The sequence below is a fragment of the Rhizobium herbae genome (assembly GCF_017873135.1).
In the GTDB taxonomy this organism is placed as follows: Bacteria; Pseudomonadota; Alphaproteobacteria; order Rhizobiales; family Rhizobiaceae; genus Pararhizobium; species Pararhizobium herbae.
Genome location: NZ_JAGGJV010000011.1, coordinates 134063 through 158127, shown reverse-complemented (window position 1 = coordinate 158127; position 24065 = coordinate 134063). Strand labels below are relative to the sequence as shown.

Sequence of the window (24065 nt, the reverse complement as noted above, 5' to 3'; positions counted from 1 at the left end):
AACGCCACGGCGATGAACATCCGCAGCGTGTCCACATGGGCACGAGCGGCAGGACGACGGATTGGGGAGCAGGAACTGCCGGCAGAACAGGAATAAGGCAATCAAGCCTTAGCTGACCATATTGGTTAGAAGACTACTCCAACCGCGAAAACACCCTACAAGCCGGAAAAATATCGTCGCCTTGAGATCCCATCAGGGGTGAGTAGCGGCCTGCACCGTGGCAGAGTGAGGTCGCTAGAAAACTCTCTGGAGGCCAATCATGCCGATAACAGCAGATCAAACTCAAGCGCAGACCACTACTCCCGTCGATCTTGGCGCAATATTCGTCTCGTTGGAATTGAGTAAATCGACGTGCGCGGCAAGACCGGCTGGCGGCGCGAGGTGGAGGTCGGCCGCGGCTCTTCCGACGCCACCTGCCCGGTCATCGCCGTGGAAACCTGGATCCAGTTCGCCAAGCTGGCCAAAGGCCTCCTCTTCCGCCGGGTCACCGGCGAAGGTAAGGACGTTGGACCCGATCGTCTCAATGACAAGGAGGTGGCCGGGCTGGTCAAGTCGGCGGCCCTTGCCGCCGGTGTACGCGATGACCTCAGCGAGGGCGAGCGCGCGCTCAAATTCTCGGGCCACTCGCTTAGGGCTAGTCTGGCTTCTTCCGCCGAGGTCGATGAATGTCGTCCAGAGCAGCTCGGCCACGCCAGTGCGGAAATGACCCGCAAGTATCAGCGCCGGCGTGAGCGCTTCCGCATCAATCTCACCAAGGCCAGCGGACTTTGAAGGCCGCCTCCCCTGTCCCGGTGATTGCTTTCCGATCGGCGCATTCGCGCCTTCCGACGCGGAACGTGGCTGCCGACCGTGAAGGTGTCAGCCGCGGGCTTTGCTCGCATTCGGCTTGAAGTTGACCAGCAGGGATTTTAGCTCGATTTCGCGAACGCGCCGGGCCGCCTCGCTCGGGCTAACCCAGTCGAAAACGCGTTGTCCTCGCTCTTTGAAATCGGTCATCATCTCTGTCACTTCAATCTGAAACATATCCACGATGCAGAAAGCAACATTGCCGTCAGCAAGTTCTTTCAGGTAGGTATAACGACCCACTGGCTTCTTTTTCACCCTACCCCGCATGCCGGCTTCTTCCCATGCTTCGATAGCTGCCGCTTCGTAGGGCTTCTTGCCCTTCATCGGCCATCCCTTGGGAATGATCCATCGCCGACTTTCGCGCGAGGTGATGACCAGGACCTCAATCTCGGTGACCTGAAAACCATCCTCCTTGTAGCGGAAGCACAGAGCACCGTATTGCTGGCCAAACGATTTCCCGAACAGCTTGTCCGGGGTTCGAGCAAGCTGTTGGAGCAGCGTCGGTGATTTGCCCGCCGTGGGCTGCCTGCCTGGCTTCTCTGACCTCATGACAATTGAGCGTGTCAGATTTTCTTTTCTATCTCAATTGCCTGCGATGTTTTATGACTGTTTTATGACAGTGGTCCACACCGTAGTCAGCAGTGCTTCTTCGGGACCGAGGACCAACCGGGTGAAGCTGATAGGGAGAAAAAATCTGGGCGTCCGCTGCACGCCCGTCTTGCCTCCTCCGGCGAGGTCGATGAGCGTTATGCCCACAAGCAGTTCGGTCTCACCACTGCGGAGATAACCCGGAAATATCGGCGGCGACGCCACCGATTTCTGGTCAATCTGGCAATGGCCTCCAGGCTTTGAGGCGCCCCCTCCCCTACCGACGTGAAGCCGTTGGGTCAAAACCGGGTGCTCGATTTTCGAGCTTACCGCTTCAATTAAAGTCGGGAAGTAAAAGCCACACATGGACAACTATCCGGCAATCAGGTCGGCCACGCGCCGAGCGGAGCCGAGAGCAAGCGTCCAGCCGAGCATGCCGTGGCCGATGTTCAAATACAGTCCGCGAATTCGGCGCGACGGGCGGATGATCGGCTTCGACGAGGGTGTCGTTGGGCGCTCTCCCGACCAGATGGTATCGTCGGGGCCAGCGACCTGGAACTCTGGAAGTACGGAGGATGCGGCCGTCCGCAGAGCATCGAAGCGTCCGGTATCGAAGCCCGCGCCGGCGGCCGTGATATCGGCGAGCCCGGCGACACGGAACCGGTTGCCAATCGCCGCGAAGGCCAGCTTGCGCTTGACATCGGTGAGGCTGACGCGCGGCGCGCCGACCGCCAAAGGAATCGTCAGGGAATAGCCGCGCACCGGCCGAATGGCGCGAGCCTCCGGTACATCGTGAGAGAGCAGTGGCGCTCCCGGCCCGGCGGCAAGGACCGCGCAGTCGAACGCAATGTCCTCGCGATCGAGAAAGCGGATGGCGCAAAGTCTGCCGTTTTTTGCCGTGCGGAAGCCGCAGACACGGCGGCCTAGGAGCGTAATCATCCCGTACTCGCGGACGAGATGGGTCGTGAGCGCCCGGCAGTAGGCGGCCGCGTCGCCAAGCGCATCGCCGGGCGTATACACGACGCCGGCGATCTCGCCCTGGTAACGGCGCAGCGCTGGTTCGATCTCTTCGGCGGTCTCCCGGTTCAGCATACGCTGGTCCAGGTCAAGCGTATTCTTCCTGTCAACCGTGACGCGGGCTGCTCGGAAACTGGCGGCATCGCCGTAGAGATGTAGCTTGCCGGCAAGCCGATAATCGAAGGAAATGTCCGTCTCGACAAGCAGCGCAGCCAATTCCCGACGGGAGGCGGCCGCAAGGTCAAGAATAGTGCGCGTGTTCGCCCACCAGCGTGCGGCCGGCGCATTGGCGAGAAAGCGCAGGCCCCAGATCAGGAAATCGGGATCGGCCTGCCAGCTTATGCGAAAGGCCGGGTCGCGGCCGAGCACGATGGCCGGCAGATGCCGGATCAGCGTGGGCGATGCCATGGCGTCGCCATAGGCCCATGACAATTGCGCCGCATTGCCGGCGCTGGCACACGTACCCGGCTCTCCGGCGGCGTCGATCAGTGTGACGCGATGCCCTTCTCGCGCCAGCACATAGGCAGTGCTCACGCCGACGACGCCGGCTCCTACCACGGCAATGTCCGCCATTTCAGTCCTCATCCGTGAGAATTGCGGTCAATTCGATTTCCACCGGAACACCGCGTGGCAGGGACGAGACACCGACGGCGATGCGAGCATGAGCCCAGCGATCCGGGAAAAGCCCGCGAAGCAATTCGGAGGCTCCGTCGACAACCGCACCATGCCGGGTGAAATCCGGACGTGCGGCAACATAACCGGCGAGCCGTACAAATCCGCTGACCCGCTCCAGCCCGCCCGCAATCCGCTCCAGTTGGGCAAGCGCGTTGAGCAGCGCCCAACGGGCGCAGTCCTGCCCCTCCTCGATCGACACGTCGTCTCCCAGATGCCCTGTTTGCACGACGCTCCCGTCCTTCAACGGCACCTGACCAGACACGGTCACGACACGGCCGCTCCGCACCGCTCCCACGAAGGAACCCGGTGGCACCGATGCTTCCGGCAAGGTCAGTCCAAGATCCGACAACCGGTCATATACGGATGATCCACGAGAAAACTCTTCGGCAGCGGACTTCAAGGCGGACGCGGCGCGGTCGACGAAGGTCTTCAGGACGTATCTGTCGAAGGCTGTCAATCGATATTCCGGATGCCACTGGACGCCGAGGCTAAAGCCGATTGTCTCTCCCTCGAAGGCCTCGATGACGCCGTCTGACGCGCGCGCGACCACCCGAAATTGGCCCGAACCCGTGAGCGCATGGCGGTGTAGGCTGTTGACACTGAGTTTCGCATCACCAAGCCAGCCGGCAAAGGAACTGCCGGGTTCGACGGCGATCTCGTGGGCGAGACGGTCTGGAATGTCGTGCGGCATATGCGCCGTTCTACTATCGGCCATCTCGGGTAGATCCGTTACAAATGTTCCGCCCAGGCACTCGCCGATCAGTTGCATGCCATGGCAGATGCCGAGCAGCGGCTTGCCAACGTCCAGGGCTTGCCGAACGAGCGCCTTTTCGAATTCGCTACGATGTGTCGTGACTTCCGCGCCGGGCCGCGCGCCGGTTATCAAGATACCGTCCGCAATGGTCAGCGCGGCGGATATGCCTCCCGACTCATAGGGCAAGATCAGTGGGATACCACCTGCCTCGGTGATGGCTTCTGCATAGTTCGCGCGCACCACGTATTCCCGCTCGGATGCGGCATTTGCGGTTTCATGAAGATCGGGCGTCATGAGGATCACGGGCCGGCGCGGAAGGGTGGGGAGCCGGTTATATGCCGATCGCTTGCCGGGAACATCGCTGCTGTGGGTGTTCATCATTGTGGCCTTGTCGTATCGATTATCGGACGGCGAGACGCCGTGAAAGCAGGGAAAAGGGCCAGGCAACGAGGAAATAGCAGAGCCCAACGGCGATATAGATCTGCAACGGCAGGAAATATTCCGTCGCCATGGCCCGCCCGGTCAGCACCAATTCATCGACCGTGATCAGCGAGGCGAGGGAGCTATCTTTTAGCAGCGAGACGAAGGTGACGATCATCGGCGACAGCACCACCCTCACCACTTGGGGCAGGATGATGAAGGCGAAGCATTGGCCGGGTGTGAAACCAACAGCAAGCGCCGCCTCACGCTGTCCCTTTGGGATCGCCATCATCCCGGCGCGAAACACTTCCGCCACCTGAGCCGCGAAGCAAAGGGCAAGACCCAGCATGGCGGCGGTGAAGGCATCGAACGTCACACCGATGCCGGGAAGCCCGAAATAGAGAAGGAAGAGCACCGCAAGAAGCGGTACGCCGCGTACCACCGTGACGTAGAGGCTGGCAAAATGCCTGAGCGACGGGGCACTCGATGCCTGGCAAAACCAGAGAAGAAGTCCGAAGACCACAGCCAGAGCGAAGGCTGAAATCGACAGGAGCGTGGTCTTCAGCATAGCGTCGAGGAGAACCGGCAGCCACTCGCCACCATATTCGGCGTAAGGTTGGAAGAAGTTGATCATTTCACCCTCCCGTAACGGATTTCAAGCATTCGCACCGCCTGCATCAGAGGCAGGCTCATGACGAGGTAGAGGCCGGCGGCCGTGGCGTAGATGAGCGTCGTCTGGAAAGACGAGGTGACCATGGAGCGGGCATAGAACATGATCTCGGGTGCTGCGATGGCGGAGACCACCGAGGTATCCTTCAGAAGCTGCACCGCGAAATTGCCGAGCGACGGCAGCGCGATGCGCATCGCCTGTGGCGTCAGGATCGTGAAGATCGTCTGCAGCGGGGTAAAGCCCGTAGCGAGCGCCGCCTCCGTCTGTCCAGGCGAAAGCGACTTGAACCCCGAGCGGAAAATGTCACAGGTTACCGCAGCGCCGATCAACCCCAGCCCAAGGATCGCCGCTCCCATGGAGGAAAGGCGGAAGCCGAGGCTGGCCAACCCGAAATACAGGATGAACAGGTGCGACAGCGCCGGAATGTTGCGGAAAAACTCGACGTAGACATCAATGAGGCCATGAAGGAGCTTTGAAGGGGAGAACTGCCGGAAAAGCGAAAGGGCGAAACCCAGCGCAAGGCCGAGAGCCAAAGCGGAGAAGGTGACAACAGCGGTGATGCCCGCCCCTCGCAGGAGGCCCTGAAGGATGATGAGGAATGGGTCGAGGCTGTTCATTGCAGATCCCTCAATGCCGGATCTGCTTCAGGAAGGCCTGCGTGCGCGGCTCTCGTGGCGTGGTAATCACGTCGCGTGCCAGCCCCTCTTCGACGATCACGCCGCCGTCAAGGAACATCACCCGATCGGCGACGTCGCGTGCAAAGGCGATCTCGTGGGTGACGAGCAGCATGGTGCGGCCTTCAGCCGCCAGTTCCTCGATCACCTTGAGCACCTCGTGCACGAGTTCCGGATCAAGCGCCGAGGTCGGCTCGTCGAACAGCATCAGCTTGGGTTTCTGCGACAGCGCCCGAGCGATCGCGACGCGCTGCTGCTGACCGCCGGACAGTTCGAGTGGTGAGGCGCTTGCACGATGCGACATATGCACCTTGGCGAGCATCTCCATGGCGAGGTCGCGGGCCTCCACAGCGGAAAGCCGCCGGACCTTGCGGGCCGCAATCGCAACGTTTTCCAGGACCGAGAGATGCGGCCAGAGATGAAAGAGCTGGAACACCATGCCCATCTGCGCCCGCTGCGGTGCAAGTTGCCGATCACTCATGATCCGCTCGCTGTCACCTCGCCCGCCTGGCCTGACACCCACCCGTTCCCCATCGAGCCGGATGTCGCCGGCTGACGGCTTTTCGAGAAAGTTCATGCAGCGCAGGCAAGTCGATTTGCCCGAACCAGAGGGGCCGATCAGCGCAATCTTTTCGCCCGCCTTCACCTCGAAATCGATGCCCTTCAGCACCTCCACCGATCCGTAGCTCTTGCGCAATCCCGTCACGCTCAACAATGCCGTCATCGCCGTTCCCCTGTTTTAAACTGGCAAAAGGGAGGCCGCTGGTCTTGCGGCCCAAGAGATGCCGGATCAGCCGCCTGCAGCGCAGGATGGCAGCTTGTAGTCTGTCGGGCGATCCACGCCGGCGCGGAAATTGTCGCCGGAGGGCGTGTACCAGACATCGGCGGACAGGCCGTAGCGGGCGCCGATCGCCTTCATCTCGCAACTTTTCCACATCTCGGCGATGATCGCGTCCATCTTCTGGCGCAGGTCGTCGTTCTTCTTGTTGATGCCATAGACCACCTGCCCAAGGCCGGTCAGAAGTGGAAACTCCGCATTCTGGTCGGCAAAGGCGAGGAACTGCATGTTCCAGTCAGGATTCTGCTTGATGGCATAGGAGACGACCGGCGGATCGCCGATCACGGCTTCGATGCGCCCGGCGATCAGATCGCGCACCGCAGCGTCCGAGGTGTCATACAGCGACAGTTCGAGACCATTGATTTTCTTCAGCTCGGGCACGAACGAAAAGCCCGTGATGGTGCCGACTTTCTTGCCTTCGAGATCAGACAGCTTGTCCCAGTTCGTCTTGGTCGACTGCATGATGCCGTTCTTGAAATAGTGGATCGGCTCCGACAGCGTCATGATCTTGGTGCGCTTTTCCGTCCAGCCCATGGTGCCGAGCATGACGTCGACGCGGCCGGCCTCAACGGAGGCGATGGTGCCGGACCATTCCATCAGCGCCGGCTGGATTTTGAGCCCCAGCTTGTCGGCGATCTTCTGCATGATTTCGCCGTCATAGCCGATCAACTTGCCGTCCTGCCAACCGGAGCCGGGCATGTCGCCGGTGAAGGCGACAGTCAACTTGCTCTCCTCTGCCAGTTCGAATGCCTTTGCTGCGGGCGCGAATGCTGGAAAACTTGCGGCTGCCATGAGCGCGCACACCACCAGCCTTCTCGAAAGAGAAAGTGTCATCGATTTGATCCTTGTTTCTATTGAGTTCCCCAATCCGGCGATTTTCCTTCTCCGGACGTCTCATCTGACGACTGCAAATCTGACAGTCATTCCCTTGCTTGAATTTTAAAAATCAGACATTCTCTTTGAAAATACGACGTGCGATCAGTTATGATCGCGGAGAACCGGCATGAACTTCACGGAGACACATTCTTCACCGGCGCCGGCCGAGGCCGGCTATGTGGAATGGCTCGATGGGCTCTGGTCGCAACGCCTGCTGGCGGCCCGGGACCGCAAACCGGATCTCTCGATCGGTATCCTGCTCTGGCCGACCTTCCCCATGATGTCGCTCACCGGCATCATCGAGCCCCTGCGTCACGCTGCCGACTTCGCCGACAATTCTCGCCCGCTCCACTGCCGCTGGTCGATCATGGGTGGTCCCGGCCACGCGACCGTGGCGAGCTGCGGCATTCGCGTGCATGCGGACGCGCCCTATATCAATCCGACAGATTTCGACTATATCGCCGTGATCGGCGGGCTTCTTCCCCACCTGCGGGCAGCCTCCAGCCAGCATCGCGACTACCTGCGCGTGGCAGCCGCGGCAAGCGTTCCCATTGTCGGTGCCTGTACTGGTGTCTTCGTTCTGGCCCAGGAAGGATTGCTTGAGGGCAGGAAGGCTTCGGTCCACCCGTTTCATGCCGAGGATTTCCGCATCGCCTTTCCGCGCATCGCCTTTTCGACCCGCGACGATTTCCTCATCGATACCGGTCGGATCACCGTGCCCGGCGGCGTTTCGATCCTATCGCTGATGACGGAACTCATCCGTCAGCATTGCGGACCCGACAGGGCGGCCAAAGCCGTACACCAGCTTTCCCTGACGGAGCACAAGTCAATGAGTGCCTTCGATCACGGCCGGGCTTCGGTATTCCGCCATGTCGATGACACGCGCATACAGCGCGCTGTTGTCCTGATCGAAAGCAGAAAGGGTCGGGACGTTTCACCGGAGCAGGCCGCGCGCGCGGCCAGCCTTTCACCGCGCCAGTTCGCCCGGCTTTTCCGGCAGCACATTGGCGTTTCGCCAAAGAGGTTCATTCTGGAGACCCGCCTGCGCTATGCGCGTTTCCTCGTCGAAAACAGCCCCATGTCCATGACCGAGATCGCATTCGAGACCGGGTTTTCGGATTCGGCCCACCTCGCAACCGCTTTCAAGCAAAAATATGGTCAGCCGCCGACGGCGTTCAGGTAAGCCGCTGGTCTTGAACGGATTCGAACCGTCGCCGCATTATATCTTGTGGCCGTCAGCCGGTCGGACACAGCACAGGACTTGGTGTCATGAAATCCCGCGTCTCGTAGCGTGTTCCTGATGATGCGATCGCCATAGTGGACATTCTTTCCCTTGGGGTAGATCGTCCAAACCGGAAGGTCGGGGGTTTTTGCATGCGCCGCCTGGACCATCACCATATCGTCGGGTCCGCCGATGCGGGCGACAATCATCGCGGCCTCGGCGATATCGCCCGTCAACCTGTCTTCCAGGGCATCGGCAAGCGCCGCATCGTCGCAGGTCCCGATCAGAAATACCCTCGCGTCTTTTTCAAGCCCCAGCTTGGCGCGCAGGCTTGGCGGCGGCGTGGCGATCGCCTTTACCCATTTCTCAGCGACGAGGGCGCCCAGATGCAGAGCGATGGTTTCGCTTTCGCAACGGAAGCTCAGTGCCTCCCCGTCTACGCGAACATCGGTCAATCGGTCACGCGGGAACCGTCGCCGGATATCGCCGCGCAGGATGAGTTCCGTGCTCTCCAGCAGAGCACGGACATCGGCAACGTCGCCGCCGATCTCCACCCGCGTGATCGCTTCTCGTCCCATTACGTCCCCTCCAGTTGTGCGACGGCGTTGGCGACGGCCTGTAGCGCGCCGATGTCGGTACGATAAAGCCAGAAACGGCCTTGCTTGCTCAGGATCAGCAGCCCCGATTTTCGCAACACCTTCAGATGTTCGGATACGGTTGCCAGCGACAGTTCCGACAGCGCGGCCAGATCGCCGGCTGCGCGCAGCTCGCTTTGACAGGCCTTTACGAAGAGGCGGCGATCCGGATGGGAAAGCGCGCGTAGCGCCTCGTCGAGCGCCGGGCCATCCAATGTCTTCAACCCTGGATGAGAGTAAGCAAATTGCCGGCCGGATCGCGAACCTGCCCTTTACGAATCCAGCCATTGTCCATTGCCGCCATGGTCACCGTGCCGCCTTCCACAGTGGCCCGGCCGAGAGCGGCGTCCAGATCCGGCACGACGATTCCGAGTGTCAGGCCCGGATCGGGTGCTTCCACGAGCGCCCCGCGCAGACCGGGCGTCTCGACCTGCGCATAGCCGGGTCCACGCGGCGTCACGTCCCAGCCAAACATTGCCTGATAGAAGCCCGCGAGGGTTTGTACATCCTCCCCCGCGATGTCGAAATGACCGATGGTGGAGTGTGTCTTTTGATCGGATGGCATATTACAGGCTCCGTCTAGAGTGGCTGTGCAAATATATTTCGTAATATGACGAAACGTCAAGAACCGCGTCGTATGCGATGAACGAAAGGCGCCAACGCAAGGATGCGCTACGCGATGGGTTAGTGTCATCGGTGTTCCGTCGCGCCAGATGCGATAGCGGGCTTTACGCCCTGCAATTCCGATCGAGGAAGGCCAGTATATCGGCCTTCCAGATGTCGACGCCACGATAAGGAAAGGCGTGACCATCACGTGCGGAGTGACCGAACGCGGGATATAGGCGGATCTCAGCCGGACGTCCTACCGCCTTGCGCGCCGCGAACAGTTCACGGCTCGGCGCAATCGTCACGTCGTTCTCTGCCTGAAAGAAGAGGATTGGTCGTGGCGCCTCTCGTGCGGCCCTCATCATGACGTCGCGCAACGGTGGCGCCTCGTTCCAGCTTTCCGCGCCACCGGCGGCATCGACTGCGGCACAATAGGTGCCATGGCTGGCGGCAAGGAGGGTTTCGATCCCGCCGAAGGAATTGCCCATGGCGGCGATGGCATTCGATCGAACGAAAGGCTGTTGCTTCAGCCAGGCCAACGCCGCACGCTGATCGTTCAGGTGATCTGTCGTCATCAACCGGACCAGGGTTTCCGCCGCTGCCGCCCTGCCGCCGCGGGCTCGAGCCGTCCCGATCTCGTCCATGATATAGGGGCCAGCATCGGCACTCAGACCCTGGCCACGGCGGTACGGCGCGAAGAATGCCCAGCCGTGCGCCACGAAGATCGGCGCTATCGCATCGAACGCCTGGGTATTGAGATCACCGGGCGCGCTTCCGTGATTGTAGAGCAAGGTTGGAAAGGGGCCGGGACCGGCGGGTTTGTAGAGATAGCCGTGTAGAACCTTGTCCCCACTTGGGAAAGCGACCACTTCGGCGGCTCGGCCGGGCCCAGTGCCGCACGAAGACAGCAAGACGCCGAACATCACTAGCAGTATTTGCATGGCCCGCATGCCCAATGCTCCGCTGGTATCTAGCATCATTAGGTCAACCGTCTTTTGCGGGCGATTCTGCGTTTCTGAGGACATTCAGGAGGTAGGTCTGCAATATTAATTGAAGCGCCTCTGTCTTTGTTCTGACTTGGGCCATCGCCTCGCGCATTGCCGCCTCATCGAAAGGATGCTGCCCGGAAAGAGCCTCTTGGGCGTCACGCGCCGCCCTCAGTTCAGCCAATGCCGCGCGCACGGTTGACCTATTCTCTCGCAAAACCGCGCGGAATGCACGCTGGACATCGGGGGAGTAGCGTGCGGTGAGAGCCATCGTAAGAGCGCTGGGGCCGGACTGCCATCGATGCGCGAGATAGCCTATCGTGAAGACGTTGCCGGCAAGTGATATGGCCAGGAGCGCGAAAACACCGGTTCGTAACATGCTGAAGCGTGTCATAGGTTGCTCACCGTACGATCGAATTCATCGCCAAACAGGAATGTTGTCGGCGCGCCGGCCGCAACCGCGAACAGGGACGCTTCGACCGAACGTCCCTCTACTCTGGCAAACTGGTATCCACCCATCATCACCGCTCCGGTCAGGATGAGCACCGCAGCTGCAGCTAGGCGAGGAGACGTAAAAGCATACCACAGCCATTTCGAGTTCCGGTTCGCGTCGAGTTCGTCGAGCACCTTCCGGACCAGAAGGCTGTCATCGACATTATCGATGGCAGCCTCGCGGACCAGGCTGTCGACCGGATCCTCATCCAGACGATTCTCCGCCAGCCGGCGGTATGGCGCCGGCCAGGTCGATACGTCGTCGCCGAAACGGCGTTTCAGTTTCTTGAATTCCTCTTCACTCATAGTCATACCCTTGGGCCTCCGCTTGCCTTTTCCATATGCTCCCGCAACGTGCGCCGCGCGCGGACCAGAAGCTGCTCGACCGAGCCGCCGGTCGCTCCCATCACCTCGGCGATTTCCGCAATGTCGAGATCGGCGACCGCGCGCAGGAGCAGCGCCATGCGCTGGCGCTGCGGCAATCCGAGGATGCCTTTGCGGGCCAAGGCCAACTCCGACCGTCCGGAGATTCTCGCCTCGGCGTCGGGCTCGTCCAAGGTCGGGTCGGCGGGCATCGCATCCAGCCCTACGAAACGCAGCAGCGCGTTCCGTCGTCCGACGTCGATACAGCGGTTCGCGGCGATCCTGTACAGCCAGGTGGTGACCTGTGCCTTGTCCGGATCGAAATGGGCGGCCTTGCGCCATACCGTCCAGAAGACCTCCTGGACGATATCCTCGGCATCCTCACGCGAGCCGCCGAGGTAACGCCGGACAAAGGCCGTCAAGCCCTTGCCGTGGCGCTCGACGAGGTATGCAAGCGCGTGTTGACGCCCCGTCGCGATCGCCAGCATCAGCGAGCGATCGATGTCGGCGGCGGTTTTGTCCACTGTTCGCTTATCGCCCTCCAAGTTTGACTAGCGGACTGACCGGCGCAGCGTAAGAAGCTGGCCACCTTCCGGGCCAGTAACGCTGCGTGCCGTGCGGACACGCCAGGGGCCGACTGCGGTCGCATGCTTGCCTGTCACAGTGGATCCGTTCGGTCCGGTTGCCGAGTAGCTCCGGGCGCAGCGGTCGACGATGCTTGAGGCGCAGCGGCCGCTCGATGTGTATGTCGCGCCATTGGCGCCCGTGCGGGTTGTGGTGCCGGAATATCGTCCGTCCTCACCGCTGACACTGCGGGTGATTTGCCCACCGTGGACAGTCGAACGTGTCCATTCCTCGGCATTGCCAGGACCAGCCATCGCCAGCAGCGGGGCTGTGGCTAGCAGCATGATTGCAAGTCGTGATGCATATTTCATCTTGAATCGTCCTCGGTTTCATCAGAATAGCCGAACGAAGCATATCGCTACTATACGCCGGCTATGCTGCTCATACGAACGAAGCGGCAGGCTCCTACGCTGGACGCTGATTGATTGCTCGCACCATGGTTTTTCTCCGCCACCGCGTAGGAGGGCACCTTGCCACACGTACAAAGCGGAAAGGTCATTGTCAGCGGAGTACGATATGCGAAATTTAACATGGGCTATGCTTGTTCTTTCTGCTGGAGCCCTTTTCTGCTTTGCAGGTCCTGAAGCGCAATCCCAGGAGCTGAGCAGGAGCGAACGCCGAGCACTGGTGCAGGCCTGCCGCGCGGACGTCGCGAGAGTGTGCCCTGGGGCCAAGCTCGGCAGAGGTGCTGTCGCCCAATGCCTTCGCCAGAACCTGACGCAGTTATCTGACGGCTGCCGGTCGGCCATCGCCGGGGTGGCGCCGGGTTCAGGGCAGACAGCGGGTGCGCAAGTCGCTGCCGCACAAACCAGGGTCTACCGGAATATCGCCTATGGCAGTCATCCAAAGCAGCGGATGGACATCTATGTGCCGGATGGTGCCACAAACGCTCCAGTCATATTCATGGTGCATGGTGGCGCATGGGCTATTGGTTCGAAATCGGCCTCCCGCGTCGTCGAGAACAAAATTGCCTACTGGCTGCCGAAAGGCTTTATCTTCGTCTCGGTCGACAACCGCCTGCTGCCGGAAGCTAATCCGCTCGTGCAGGCACAGGATGTCGCCAAGGCTCTTGCTGCAGCCCAGGAAAGGGTGCGGAGCCTGGGCGGCGATCCCCGCCGCTTCGTCCTGATGGGACACTCGGCGGGCGCGCATCTGGTCACGTTGCTTTCCGCCGATCCCAATATGGCAACGCGTGTCGGTGCGCAACTATGGCGTGGCACGGTAGCGTTGGACAGCGCGGCGTACGACGTGATGGAGATCATGAAGAGTTCGCATCCACGGCTGTACGACAGGGCCTTCGGCAACGATCCGGCTTTCTGGCGGCGCGCATCCCCGAGCGCCCAACTCCTGCCCGCAGCGCGACCGATGTTGCTTGTCTGTTCATCAACACGACGCACGTCCTGCGCTCAGGCAGAAGGCTTTGAAGCCGGGGCCAGAACGGTCGGAGTTCACGCCGCAGTGTTGCCGGTGGCCAAGAGCCATTCCGCCATTAACGAAGATCTCGGCAAACCAGGGAGCTACACTGCGGCAGTCGATCGGTTTGTCCAGAGGGTGGTCCAATAGGAAAGTGCAACAGTTTCGCATGAATGGCCAAGTCGGGATGCCTTCAGATGCACCCGCAGGCGCATGTGCCGGGGGCCCTGCTACGATGGCCAGAAGGAGCCGATGGCAGTCCAGGTTCACATTGCGAATACAGGAGCGTTGTTTTTGGCCGATAGCTGCGACCCACGGTTCCGTCGAACACTGTCGGTAAAAGCTGGTTACGCCTTGAAGGGATCAGAACCGTCGAGGCCTTGCCCAAATGGGTTAAGTGCTTGATAAAACGGGATTCACTGTATAACGCATATTTATGGAACTTCTCTATTCTGTGAGTGATGTCTTCAATTAGGTCCTGGCGGAATACGCACCAAATGCTCCGCAGCACTGTATCGCTCAATGTCGCGGACATAGGTACCCGCCATTAGCGCCATGAACATCGATTCGAGCAGAAGAACGCCGGCTTGCAGATGCGATTCCACAGCGACGCTCGCGCAACCACAGATGAAGGCAGTTACCGCGACAACAGCAGTCAATAAGAAAAGAGCGACGGTTATCCCCTTCTTAAGGCGGTGACGTTTGCTTCTCAGCTCATACCAAGTGCCGTTCCATTTAACATGCCGCCCGCCCCTGGCGCGGCTTCGTTGAGCGCCAAGCGGGTCGTCGCGATGCGCCTTCAGCGCTTCCATCTCAGGAATTGTCGCTCGTGTACCGAACGCACGTTCATGTGCTTTTTGTGCTAGCGCTGGATCAGTGAAGGTTGCTGCCAAGTATGCTGTTTCAGCATCAGGCTTCTTGTAGTAATCGACAGCCATCACAAACATCTTGAACAGAATTGCGCAGACAAAGGCGGCAAGACCCACTCCATCAGCAATCCCAAAACCATAATCGATTGGCCTCGACTTGGCTCCATCAAACAGGACGGGCAAGACCTTGGGAAGGACGATTTCAACGAAGCTGTCCGCAAGCAGCAGACCCGAGAGCGCGATAAGAACGCCGAAAGTGGTATCGCGTACCCACCATTTCGAAAACATTTCAATGGCGCTGGCTATTGCCTTCGAAATCGCAGTGGAGGCTGTCATATCGAGCTTTCATAGATTAACAAGTCAAGCTCATTTACTTCATGATCCTTTCGACAAGGTTGCTTTCCAGCCCTTGTGACGTTGCAGAGTGGTGCAGCTTTCATCCATTGAACAGGTTGGCAACTGGCTACCATCGTCAATGGAGGTTCCGGCTTTTGACGTTCAAGTATCGATATGAAGGTCAGGCACGTACATATCTGGGGGCTGCGTCCTTGGCTTCGACCTGTCCCTTGGATCGGGCCGCCACCGTGAGCGAACTCGTCTCCCCTGCCCGTTGGCGGTTTGAAGTCCGTCTGTTTATCCGCAAGACCGGACAGATCACCCGACAGATCGAAGAGCTGCTGGGCAACCAGGTGGACCACCTCCCCTTCCCGCTGAATCCGGCCGTTGATCGCCATCATAGACGAGCCGAGAACCACCCGCCTGCGCTTCTCGAAAAGGCTTGGCCAGACAACAATATTACCAGATCCTCTCATCCTCGCGAGTTGCTCGAGCAGGTGCTGCTCGAAGTCGACGAGAACCAAGACCTGGTTGACGAGGTTCTGGAGGTGACAGCCGAAGATGACGAAACATTCCACATCCGACGTTACGCGGTGCCACAGAATAATCAGGAATCCCTGTCGCGGTAGAATTCCTGCGGGCTAGGGGTCGTTATGCCGGCAAATTAGGCCGCCCCCTAGGAAGCATGTGCCTTTTTGCGGATATACCGTCCACAGGATCACGGCTGCGGGCCAAAATCAACCATAGAGCGAAACAAGTTTGCAACGCGCCTTCTCAAAGTGCCGTGCGAACAGTAAACCATGGAATGTAGTCACCTACAGTCGGGCGCCGGCGTCTCAAAATATGGAATTAATCGCATGACTTTGAATGATAGCTATATCGAGAATGAAATCGCTGCGGGACGTCTCGTAAAAAACGCGACGACGAGCGGTGTGGCAGGCGCATGCTACGAGCTGCGAATGGGCACCGTATATTACGACCTCACCGAAGGTGGAACCAGATTTTCTTTGAAGCAAGGCGAAGCCGCTCTTATCAAGCCTGGCCATCGCGTCGTTCTTATCACCGCTGAAGAACTGGCCATTCCGGATAATATACTCGTACGTGTCGTGAGCAAAGGCGCTCTGTTCAGTATCGGGCTAAGCCCAGTTTCAACTTATGCTGACCCAGGATTTAATGGAAATCTCGGAATCGTTACACAAAACATCAGCGATAAGTTCATTGAGTTGCCACAAGGCGAACCGATCGCAAAAGCTGACTTCAATGAGCTGTCAGCACCAGCAGTGCGGCCATATCAGGGCCAACATGGCTTCCAAGTCGGAATTTGGCCGATCAAAACACAGCTTCAAAAAAATTATCGGGACGTTCAAGAGGACCCTCGTGTATTTTCAGAAAAAGACGAAGCATTCGCTTTGCTTCCTCTGGCAACACGCGTTGTTATCCGAAGAGTCGAAATTACGCAGATCTGGACAGTCGTCGCGGTGTTTTTAGCACTGTTTGTCAACACCGCCTCACTATTCCTAATTAGTGGCCAATGGGTCGATCAGGTTTGGGGTATCGTGGGCAATTTGGCAGCTAGTGGCATCATTGCGCTGGCTGCTCTCGCTGTGAACATTTTCAGAAGGAATGGTTGATGCAACTCTCGGAGATCATTGAACGACAAATCGCCGCTGACTCACGTAGGGGCTTCCCCACCTCGTTCGAGTCCGACAGTGATAGGCACGACCAGCTCATGCGAGACTTGGTAGGTCTTGTCGGAGAAGTTGGGGAATTTGCCGACTTATTAAAGAAAGTAGGCCTCGTTTTTTCAAACCCTGACTACAAAGGTCCATCTCTTGCCGATGCAGAGCCACAATTACGCTCGGAACTAGCGGACGTAGCGATCTACCTATTTAGGCTCTCTGTGATTCTTAAAGGAGACCTGGAAAATGATATTCTCAAGAAGATGAAGACCAATGATCTCAGATATCAGTATCTTGAAAAATAGGCTTGCGTTCTTTCTTCCGGTTAACACAGGCTTTGTCGCCGAAGGCCTCCCAGACCACCGATTTATCGACTTCTATACTGAAAGAAGCTCACCTGAACTATACTGCTCGATCGTTGGAAATATTGTGGTTCCTGACGGGTATGGCAGTAATTCTTCCACTCCCATGCTTTCTAGTGCACCGGTTTGGGGCCAAATCGCGGAGGCGATTAAGGTGGCGGGATCGAAACCAGGCATACAGCTCGCAACAGCTTGGCAAGGTTACACAGGCAACAAGAAGTTTCGATCAAATGAGCCTCAAGTTTTTATCTCCGAGGCTCGTCAACTCGTGGATCAGATGGACGCGGAAGCAATCAAGAATACGCTCGGGTCATTTGAACTCGCAGCTCACGTAGCGATCGAACATGGTTTTGAACATATCCAGATTCATGCAGCTCATGGCTATCTTCTCAGCTTACTGGTCGATCAACGCATCAATCAGCGAGCGGTAGGTGTGCTGGACCGGCTCGTCTTGCTTGCGGAGGAAATTAAATCTCAAGGGGCCGAATCCTCTATCAGAATCTCTTTGAGAACTGGCGATGAAGTATTTGACAGCGACGGCATGAGCGAATTCCAAAATTCGATCGCTAGACTTCCATTTGACTTTGTCGATCTTTCGTCAGGCTTTTATAATATCGACAAGCGGTTGATCTATCCGGCGACATTGCCCTTCATTGAAAGTCGACTGCACGAGAGCGTGGCGCTCGGCGTCCGCCATCCACACCGCTCGTTCATAATTTCCGGCCATATCGCCACTAAGAATTGGGGCGATTTACCGACGAATTTACATCCGGGTTTGTGCCGCGACCTCATTGCAAATCCAAAGTTTTTGTTGGACCACCAAAATGGATGCCGCAACCATAGCAAGTGTCATTACTATTCGCGCGGGACCGACCATTTAACTTGCGGCCGATGGACGACTGGTTAGCTGCGTTGAGAACAATAACGCATCTATGTCCATGCTGTCAGCGTGTCTCTCCCCAATTATGGAATTCTTAGCTTGGTAGTCGCCAAATATGTTAATGAGGCCCCAGTTTGAGCGTGTGCCAAATGATGGGACCATCGGCGGCTCGATCCACAAGTTGAGCTTGTTCTTTGGAGCTGAAAGCCCAGACACCGACGCTGGACCTATCTGTGAAAACGACCGTTGCAAGGGCCAGCCACGCGAATATCTTCGGGCCAAAAGGCACAATTACAACCCGAAAATCGCGATCAATCGCATTTAGCAAGACCTCGATCCGACCCCGAGCTTGTGACGGGTTCTCTATTTTGTAGTCAAATCTAGTGACATCAAAAATGTCTTCAATATGCTCATTCGCAGAAAGCAGAGCTTTGTCAAATTGCGGATCTATGCCCTTTGGCGAAAATACCCATGCCTTATTTGGTTCGAGAAACTGCAGTGCGCCGAGTGCTAAGCCTGGATCACATCCCAGCCCAAAGAGGGCACCCACTGGAAGCTCGGGAAATGCGGACCAGCCCGCCAGCGCTGGCTTAATTGGACTCGCCAAACGGATTGGTGCTGCGGCGTATGGTCCAGAATATTTCGACGGCGCATAGGCCACTGTGACTGCTACCACGAAGTTTTTGGCCATTTGTCTTAGCACAAGAACAATGTTTGCAATCATCTCCCTCGACATCGCCGAAATGTCTACAAAAACGGATAGGTCACCGCCGCCGCCCACGCCTTCAGCTTCTTTACCAATATTTGTCACCGCATCAGGGCCCAGACCCCCCACAACCTTAAAACCACGGGCTGTGAAAAAAGCTTTGTTCGAACTGTAGGATCCCTCTGCCAGAAATCCAAACTCTAGGCCTATCCCCCTTTGTGCGGTGATGTGCTTTGACTCTGTAACCCATCGACACCGTTGTTCGAATCCGACCGAAACAAACGCCAAATCAAAATCAAATTTTGTTGGTTCTCTTTCGTGTTCATCCCTGATCATGCTTCGTGGCCCTCGTCGAACAGCGACTTCTGCGTCTCGGGAACCTTGACGCCGCGCATTTCCAGAAGCAGCTTAGACAGGTTCACTTTGTCGCCAAGTGTTAGTAGCAAGCGATATCGTGAAGCCAAGGCATAGGATATGCGGAACCGTTGTCCTTTCAATCCGCGCAATAGGCTATCTGGCCCTCCCTCAGCTTGCGGAACATGAATAATCGCACCGGCGTTTAGCGCCTTCCCAATAGCGCTCACGACAGCAGGCGTGACATTCTCGTCTAAAATAAAAGTACCTACATAGTCTGGAGAGAACGGTCTTTTAAGAAGACGGTCTTCAAACCCACGCCCGATCTGATCAACGAAATCAAGTAGACCTTTGCCCGCCTCAAAACCACCCAGGTCTAAGGGAATGACCTGCAAGAGCGAGGTAAGCAACAATTCCACCCGTCGTATCGCTTGCGCTTGTGATGTCGTTGAAATCGGTGCGATTGAGTTGGTCCGCGCTACAAGCTCCTGGTACCCCTGAGCCATCGGACCAACGAGTGTTAGGATAGCGCGCGGGTTCCCTTCCGTGATTTCGACAATGGACGGGTAGCCAGTGTACAAGAAATGAGATTTTCGCGAGCGATTTGCTACCACTCTACCCGACTCAAATTTTCTCAAGTAGTAGTCTCTAGCTACCACAATCGGTAAAACCTTCCGAATATCTTGAGCAAAACTATTTTCGTTGAATTTGTATTCGGCAGAGAATAACCGCTTGTCTAGAACATACTTGCGAAATGAGTCATCCTTCTCCGCCAAGCTCTTGAATTCTGGGGGAATTGTATGACGCTTGCGACCCCTACGACCGAAAGAAGCTTCATTTACGGGACTTTGAAATACCGTCGGAATCGAAGAGACGGTTAAGCCTAATCGGGAGAAGGTATTTGTAAACAGCTCGATGCTGAATTGAATCGCGTCTTCCTTGTTGGCGTATGACAGTTGTATAGTTTGGTAGTCGTGAAATGGCTGGGGTGACGCTGGCGTACGCTCAAACGCAACATCCTCCATGTATGGCGCCATTGCTAGTTTCACCAACACCCGCTCGTCAAAGCCGCGTATGCCAGACAAAAGGAACGACTTTATCGACGTCGGCGCGATTTCCAGCTCGTCGAAAAGAAGCGCCCAACGCCTATCGTCATTTCCAGTGAGGCCGTTGAACGCCGAAATCACCAAGCTTATCTTTGATGGAAAAGCGTCAACTGAGAACGCTTTGTCGACCTCTCCAGCGTTTATCGCGTCGAGTTTGGATTCAAGCGCTAATTCGACACCGAGCAGCGAGTTCAGCATGGGTCGAATTGAAAGATTTTGGCTCAAAACCTTTGCGAAATTTTCCTCTTGGAGTGGCGTGATCTGAACAGCAAGATGTTTTAGGTGATCGGGCGCGCCCCGTGCACCCAATTCTGCAGCCTCCCTCATCGCATGCACCAGAGCGCGTAACGTGTGGATCACAAACGCAGCCTCTTTTCTGTGAGCTTTGAAGTCAAGCGCCTCGAGCGCGTCAATCTGCTTGCCCCAGGCAATATCCGCCGGAACGAACGCCGAATTGAAGGTTACTTGACTCGAAAACTCCGCAGCGCGTGGATGGGTCCATCCTGTCAGCGCGCGAAGCGTTAACATCTTAAGAAGGGTCGTTTTCCCGCTACCCCGGGGTCCGAGCAGCAGGGTATGGTTCCTAGAAATCAGGCTTACAAAATGAATCTCGGGTGGGATAAACGATTTGGCCACATCGGCTGGCGGCATCGAACGTGCATTATACTCTAGCTGAACGCTCATATGCTGCGTCCTATTTGGGCTGGGCTGCCGTCCCGGTTTGAAAGAATTCGGAGGCCTGAATCCGCGAGAGCAGATTCAAAGGCTTCAAAATCAACGGGGGTTAAACGCTCTAGTGCCCCTACCGCCCCAACCGCGTCGGGCCAGGTAGCGTAGGTAGTTCCTCCCGCTTTCAACATTTCGTCGACGCGGTCTACCAACGTTCTAACACTCCCTCGAAATCCAAATCCGGCAAAATGGGGCAACCCTACAGCTCCACGAGAAGCCTTGCTCCAGCCGACGCCGGGTTGCCAGGTCCAAGAAAGCAGCGATCCTGCAGTCGTAAGCCCTTGGCTTCTTGCCCCTACTGGATCGGTGACTAGGAAATGGAACTGGTTGGGATTCTTGTTTTGCGAATCTGCATTGATCTGCGCGCTGAAGCTGGCGCAGCCAACGATAATAGGAGCGTTAGCGCCGCCATGCCCATAGAAAATGTCGGGCACATGCTTATGACCGTGGATCAAAATCCAAGAACTACGGGCCTTTTCTAGTGTTTCGATAAGCTTCTCCCCGCCCCTTGTTTGGCCCACAAATTCTACGTCTCCTTGATCACCCTTGATTGGATGATGGTGGCATAGCAGGACGTTAGTGTCGGCCTTCGGAGCTCGCTTTATCGCCTCCCCGATGGCGAGGAGGGTCAACTCACTGATGCGGCCATGCTCTATCTCAGCTGCAACTTCCTTGCCGCCGCCATGATATGCAGCAGTATTCACGACAACAATATTGCAGTCAGGTTCGCTTATAACGGTAAAATTTTCAGCCCAAAATTCCAAGAACCGCTCACGCTCAACAACTGGTATTTGCGGCTTAGTGGACATTACATATCCACGCGGGTCGAACCTATTTTCCTTGTATCGGGAGTCTAAATCATGGTTTCCAATGGTTGCGATCAACTTCGCACCGCATGAAATCGCTAATTTGTTTAACCTCTCCCAAGCGTAAGTGAACGCCTGAGGATTTGATCTGTTCGTTATGTCGCCAGGGCAGAGTATATAGTCGGGATTTAGCTTATCCTCCCTAATAACTACTTCGAGTTCAGAAATAGGGTCAAGCCGAGCTGACGCTGACGCAGAATATGAACTCACATAGGAAGATGCGCTTGAAGACGATGGATCTTCGTTCGTCGCATGGATGTCGCTGACAAGCAAAAAGCGCTTCATGCTTCGTATCTTAACGGAACTGAGGTGTAGAGAACCTCATTGTTTTTCTTTCGACTTCCCCGAAATCCACCGACGTTCCGTGTCACCTCAAAGCGGGTCTGAACCCAATGGCTCGGAACCTCAATTGGCATTCCGTCGCTGTACGTCAACGCTATTTCAGCTCCTCGTTTCTCCGCAGCTTGGAGTCCGTCAATCAGGTCCTGAAGATCTTTTTTCCCAAAAGACCTCCGCCCATACTCGACGAAAGTACGTTCGTGAGCCGTAAAATAAGGGGGATCCGCGTAGACAAAACATCCATCACCAGCTTGTGCAACGGTCCTCCTAAAATCTTGATGGCGCAGTTTGGCATTTTGTAAGGCAGCGGAGCATTTCAGAAACAATTCAAGCGGGGGCGTATTTCCCATCTCAAGACCGCCGTATGGGACATTAAATTTACCGCTGCTGTTGGTGCGCCAAAGTCCATTGAAGCAATTGCGGTTTAAGTACACGAAGAGGACAGCGGCCTCCAATCCATGTGGCTTCAGTGTGTTAAACTGCTCCCGTTTGCTGTAATATTCATCTGGAGACCGGCTCAACTCGATTACCATAGCATAGAGCTCTGAAGGTCTGTCGCGTACGTACCGCATCGTGTTGATTAGGTGTCCGTTGAGATCTCCGAGCAAAGCGCTTTTTGGACTTCTTTCGAAGAAAAGGGCCGCTGATCCAGCGAATGGCTCGACATAAAGTAAGTTATCGGCGCTATACGCTGCAGATAACTGCTTCAGTGCTTTCCGTTTACTCCCTGCCCATCGGAGAAAGCTTGGACCATGACTTGTTTTCGGTAGCTCCGTCGCCTGCATAGAGACCTTCACCTTCAAAAAAGCTTTCGCAAACCATAGATAGCAGGTGGCAAATGCGTCATCAACCAAAGGCCGAAGGCAAATCATATTCGAACACAGTTTCCTATGAATATCCGAAGATTTATCCCGTGATGGTCGCTCGGTGGTGCTGCCACAATGTGGCTTCATTTTCCTCGGAATAGTGGTCGAGAGACGCAGAGAACATACGCCCCTTTGGCTTCGATGTATCCCGTAGCCAAATTTACATCTCGATTTTTATGCCCATTTGTTGCAGTCTGAACGTCGTATAATAGCATTGGCCGCTTTTGCAGACGCATCCGCCACCGCATGACGAGCCATCCACCTTCCCCGCACATGGGTTAAGCCTGGGTCCCGCAGTCAGGGGATAATATGTTACGCCGTTGATTTCGATGCCGCGGCTCACATCCGCGTTCAACTGATTTTCGTTTTCTGCCATCTACCCCTCCTACTGGTTTGGCTGGATAGTGACGAACACCGCCGAATTCATGGCGCTCGCCACGTTCGCGTTGTGGATCACTCTTGCCTGTTCCACCAGTTCCGGCCCCGCCCTCTTGCTCAGCGGTGTCTCGAGCGGACCGAGTGTGACCACTATGAGATTGGTCTTCGTGCGCGTCGCCTGCAGAAAATTTCCGCTTGGATTGTAAGTGGTACGAACCAGTTTCCAAGTCGGTGTCGCGCTTGCGCCAAATGTTGCGACGAACGTAAGCTTTTGAGTGAACGTACTGAACTGGGGATACTCGATTGTCCTCGTCGTCGCTTCGTGCCCACCGGCAATCGTTGTTTTGTCGAGAATGAAACCGTCAATATCGAGGTCACTGTAAACTTGGGTCCCATCCTGTAGAGACGAACAATCGAGATTTCCCCTCGCGTCCTTCGTCAGTCCTGCTTCGATCAAGAGAACAGAGTTATCTAGGGTAAAGGTGATTTGTTCCTGGCGCGTTGCTCGGGCCGAGAGTTGGAGCCCAGCGCCCACCGTGAAAGTTTTGCCGGCGCCGATCGGGTCCGTGTAGCTGACGCCGGGGTTGAAATTGGATACCTCATCCCAAGATAGATCCAGCGTGATTTTCGTGCCCCAATCTTTCAGCCATGGGACGTGATTTGTCATTAGGGCTTCGAACAAACCTTTCGTGACCTCGCATCGCACATTCGCGATGATGTTGCTTTCCATTTTTCCCTGACGCGTCCTGCCCTGTGCGTCGACCGGGTTTCCTCTAAGGGGGGCTTTTTGTGGGACTACCAGACCGCATCCAGACAAGAGGGAACCAAACAGCAGCACCCTACACACAAGTTTTCCGCTCATCGCCCCCGCTCCCCGGACAAAACGAATACAACCT

The 24065-nt window shown here is 56.8% G+C and carries 28 protein-coding genes and 2 pseudogenes; 7 read left to right on the top strand and 23 right to left on the bottom strand.

All coding sequences use genetic code 11. The features are described 5' to 3' along the window. Window positions 1-345: 345 nt before the first annotated feature. Window positions 346-771, top strand: a pseudogene (locus tag J2Z75_RS25595) (integrase); the annotation flags it as partial. 87 nt (window positions 772-858) lie between these two features. Here J2Z75_RS25595 and J2Z75_RS25590 read toward each other — a convergent pair. The 7 genes from J2Z75_RS25590 to J2Z75_RS25560 all read right to left on the bottom strand — a co-directional run bounded on the left by J2Z75_RS25590 (window position 859) and on the right by J2Z75_RS25560 (window position 7274). Beyond that, entirely contained in the window at window positions 859-1395 is a 537-nt protein-coding gene (locus tag J2Z75_RS25590; protein WP_209856239.1) for an NUDIX hydrolase, read from the bottom strand. 411 nt (window positions 1396-1806) lie between these two features. Then, a complete protein-coding gene (locus J2Z75_RS25585) occupies window positions 1807-3024 on the bottom strand; it encodes an FAD-dependent oxidoreductase (protein ID WP_209856237.1) in 1218 nt (405 codons plus the stop codon). Between the two features lies 1 nt (window position 3025). Next, window positions 3026-4174, bottom strand: a complete 1149-nt coding sequence (locus J2Z75_RS25580) for an Atu1372/SO_1960 family protein (protein WP_234937567.1) — start codon at window positions 4172-4174, stop codon at window positions 3026-3028. Window positions 4175-4280: 106 nt separating this feature from the next. After that, a complete protein-coding gene (locus J2Z75_RS25575) occupies window positions 4281-4934 on the bottom strand; it encodes an amino acid ABC transporter permease (protein WP_209856233.1) in 654 nt (217 codons plus the stop codon). Then, on the bottom strand, window positions 4931-5587 hold the full coding sequence (locus J2Z75_RS25570) for an amino acid ABC transporter permease (protein ID WP_209856230.1): 657 nt from the start codon (window positions 5585-5587) through the stop codon (window positions 4931-4933). Before J2Z75_RS25570 ends, J2Z75_RS25575 begins: the two co-directional genes overlap by 4 nt. 10 nt (window positions 5588-5597) lie before the next feature. Beyond that, a complete protein-coding gene (locus J2Z75_RS25565; protein ID WP_209856225.1) occupies window positions 5598-6368 on the bottom strand; it encodes an amino acid ABC transporter ATP-binding protein in 771 nt (256 codons plus the stop codon). Between the two features lie 66 nt (window positions 6369-6434). After that, window positions 6435-7274, bottom strand: a complete 840-nt coding sequence (locus J2Z75_RS25560; RefSeq protein ID WP_327791302.1) for an ABC transporter substrate-binding protein — start codon at window positions 7272-7274, stop codon at window positions 6435-6437. Between J2Z75_RS25560 and J2Z75_RS29410 the strand changes: the two genes are divergently transcribed. Both J2Z75_RS29410 and J2Z75_RS25555 read left to right on the top strand, forming a co-directional pair. Beyond that, window positions 7180-7425: a hypothetical protein gene (locus J2Z75_RS29410; protein ID WP_234937565.1), complete on the top strand. Its 246-nt coding sequence runs from the start codon at window positions 7180-7182 to the stop codon at window positions 7423-7425. The genes J2Z75_RS25560 and J2Z75_RS29410 overlap by 95 nt on opposite strands. Before the next feature lie 60 nt (window positions 7426-7485). After that, on the top strand, window positions 7486-8541 hold the full coding sequence (locus J2Z75_RS25555; protein WP_209856219.1) for a GlxA family transcriptional regulator: 1056 nt from the start codon (window positions 7486-7488) through the stop codon (window positions 8539-8541). Here the strand turns inward: J2Z75_RS25555 and J2Z75_RS25550 are convergent. The 8 genes from J2Z75_RS25550 to J2Z75_RS25515 all read right to left on the bottom strand — a co-directional run bounded on the left by J2Z75_RS25550 (window position 8517) and on the right by J2Z75_RS25515 (window position 12570). Next, complete coding sequence (locus J2Z75_RS25550) at window positions 8517-9158, bottom strand: hypothetical protein (protein WP_209856216.1); 642 nt, start codon at window positions 9156-9158, stop codon at window positions 8517-8519. The two genes, J2Z75_RS25555 and J2Z75_RS25550, sit on opposite strands and share 25 nt — an antisense overlap. Then, window positions 9158-9439: an ArsR/SmtB family transcription factor gene (locus J2Z75_RS25545; RefSeq protein WP_209856213.1), complete on the bottom strand. Its 282-nt coding sequence runs from the start codon at window positions 9437-9439 to the stop codon at window positions 9158-9160. The genes J2Z75_RS25550 and J2Z75_RS25545 overlap by 1 nt, the downstream gene beginning before the upstream one ends. Then, window positions 9436-9780, bottom strand: a complete 345-nt coding sequence (locus tag J2Z75_RS25540; RefSeq protein WP_209856210.1) for a VOC family protein — start codon at window positions 9778-9780, stop codon at window positions 9436-9438. The genes J2Z75_RS25545 and J2Z75_RS25540 overlap by 4 nt, the downstream gene beginning before the upstream one ends. 163 nt (window positions 9781-9943) lie before the next feature. Further along, on the bottom strand, window positions 9944-10762 hold the full coding sequence (locus J2Z75_RS25535; RefSeq protein ID WP_209856208.1) for an alpha/beta hydrolase family protein: 819 nt from the start codon (window positions 10760-10762) through the stop codon (window positions 9944-9946). Between the two features lie 43 nt (window positions 10763-10805). Continuing rightward, window positions 10806-11201, bottom strand: a complete 396-nt coding sequence (locus J2Z75_RS25530) for a periplasmic heavy metal sensor (RefSeq protein ID WP_209856205.1) — start codon at window positions 11199-11201, stop codon at window positions 10806-10808. Continuing rightward, on the bottom strand, window positions 11198-11611 hold the full coding sequence (locus J2Z75_RS25525) for a hypothetical protein (RefSeq protein ID WP_209856202.1): 414 nt from the start codon (window positions 11609-11611) through the stop codon (window positions 11198-11200). Before J2Z75_RS25525 ends, J2Z75_RS25530 begins: the two co-directional genes overlap by 4 nt. After that, window positions 11608-12186: an RNA polymerase sigma factor gene (locus tag J2Z75_RS25520; RefSeq protein WP_327791296.1), complete on the bottom strand. Its 579-nt coding sequence runs from the start codon at window positions 12184-12186 to the stop codon at window positions 11608-11610. The genes J2Z75_RS25525 and J2Z75_RS25520 overlap by 4 nt, the downstream gene beginning before the upstream one ends. A gap of 27 nt (window positions 12187-12213) precedes the next feature. Then, window positions 12214-12570: a hypothetical protein gene (locus J2Z75_RS25515; protein WP_234937564.1), complete on the bottom strand. Its 357-nt coding sequence runs from the start codon at window positions 12568-12570 to the stop codon at window positions 12214-12216. Between the two features lie 253 nt (window positions 12571-12823). On the opposite strand from J2Z75_RS25515, the gene J2Z75_RS25510 reads away from it, so the two are divergent. Then, window positions 12824-13849: an alpha/beta hydrolase fold domain-containing protein gene (locus tag J2Z75_RS25510; RefSeq protein WP_209856198.1), complete on the top strand. Its 1026-nt coding sequence runs from the start codon at window positions 12824-12826 to the stop codon at window positions 13847-13849. Window positions 13850-14166: 317 nt separating this feature from the next. On the opposite strand, the gene J2Z75_RS25505 is transcribed toward J2Z75_RS25510, so the two are convergent. Next, on the bottom strand, window positions 14167-14904 hold the full coding sequence (locus tag J2Z75_RS25505) for a hypothetical protein (RefSeq protein WP_209856195.1): 738 nt from the start codon (window positions 14902-14904) through the stop codon (window positions 14167-14169). A 136-nt stretch (window positions 14905-15040) separates the two neighbouring features. Then, window positions 15041-15374, bottom strand: a pseudogene (gene dnaE2 / locus J2Z75_RS29405) (error-prone DNA polymerase); the annotation flags it as partial. Between the two features lie 387 nt (window positions 15375-15761). Between dnaE2 and J2Z75_RS25495 the strand changes: the two are divergent. Genes J2Z75_RS25495 through J2Z75_RS25485 form a run of 3 tightly spaced genes read left to right on the top strand, consistent with a single transcriptional unit; the run spans window position 15762 to window position 17852 of the window. After that, a complete protein-coding gene (locus tag J2Z75_RS25495) occupies window positions 15762-16535 on the top strand; it encodes a dCTP deaminase domain-containing protein (RefSeq protein ID WP_209856189.1) in 774 nt (257 codons plus the stop codon). Next, on the top strand, window positions 16535-16888 hold the full coding sequence (locus tag J2Z75_RS25490) for a nucleoside triphosphate pyrophosphohydrolase family protein (protein WP_209856187.1): 354 nt from the start codon (window positions 16535-16537) through the stop codon (window positions 16886-16888). Before J2Z75_RS25495 ends, J2Z75_RS25490 begins: the two co-directional genes overlap by 1 nt. Next, window positions 16857-17852 carry an oxidoreductase gene (locus J2Z75_RS25485; RefSeq protein ID WP_209856186.1) on the top strand — a complete coding sequence of 332 codons (996 nt, stop codon included), beginning with the start codon at window positions 16857-16859 and terminating at the stop codon, window positions 17850-17852. The genes J2Z75_RS25490 and J2Z75_RS25485 overlap by 32 nt, the downstream gene beginning before the upstream one ends. Window positions 17853-17943: 91 nt before the next feature. On the opposite strand, the gene J2Z75_RS25480 is transcribed toward J2Z75_RS25485, so the two are convergent. The 6 genes from J2Z75_RS25480 to J2Z75_RS25455 all read right to left on the bottom strand — a co-directional run bounded on the left by J2Z75_RS25480 (window position 17944) and on the right by J2Z75_RS25455 (window position 24031). Beyond that, window positions 17944-18867, bottom strand: a complete 924-nt coding sequence (locus J2Z75_RS25480; protein ID WP_209856184.1) for a hypothetical protein — start codon at window positions 18865-18867, stop codon at window positions 17944-17946. Further along, on the bottom strand, window positions 18864-20675 hold the full coding sequence (locus J2Z75_RS25475) for an ORC-CDC6 family AAA ATPase (protein WP_209856183.1): 1812 nt from the start codon (window positions 20673-20675) through the stop codon (window positions 18864-18866). Before J2Z75_RS25475 ends, J2Z75_RS25480 begins: the two co-directional genes overlap by 4 nt. Continuing rightward, a complete protein-coding gene (locus tag J2Z75_RS25470; protein WP_209856181.1) occupies window positions 20672-21871 on the bottom strand; it encodes a metallophosphoesterase family protein in 1200 nt (399 codons plus the stop codon). Before J2Z75_RS25470 ends, J2Z75_RS25475 begins: the two co-directional genes overlap by 4 nt. Further along, window positions 21868-22779, bottom strand: a complete 912-nt coding sequence (locus J2Z75_RS25465) for a DNA adenine methylase (protein WP_209856179.1) — start codon at window positions 22777-22779, stop codon at window positions 21868-21870. The genes J2Z75_RS25470 and J2Z75_RS25465 overlap by 4 nt, the downstream gene beginning before the upstream one ends. A gap of 172 nt (window positions 22780-22951) precedes the next feature. After that, entirely contained in the window at window positions 22952-23167 is a 216-nt protein-coding gene (locus tag J2Z75_RS25460) for a hypothetical protein (RefSeq protein ID WP_209856178.1), read from the bottom strand. 9 nt (window positions 23168-23176) lie between these two features. Next, on the bottom strand, window positions 23177-24031 hold the full coding sequence (locus J2Z75_RS25455) for a hypothetical protein (RefSeq protein WP_209856175.1): 855 nt from the start codon (window positions 24029-24031) through the stop codon (window positions 23177-23179). Between the last annotated feature and the right edge of the window lie 34 nt (window positions 24032-24065).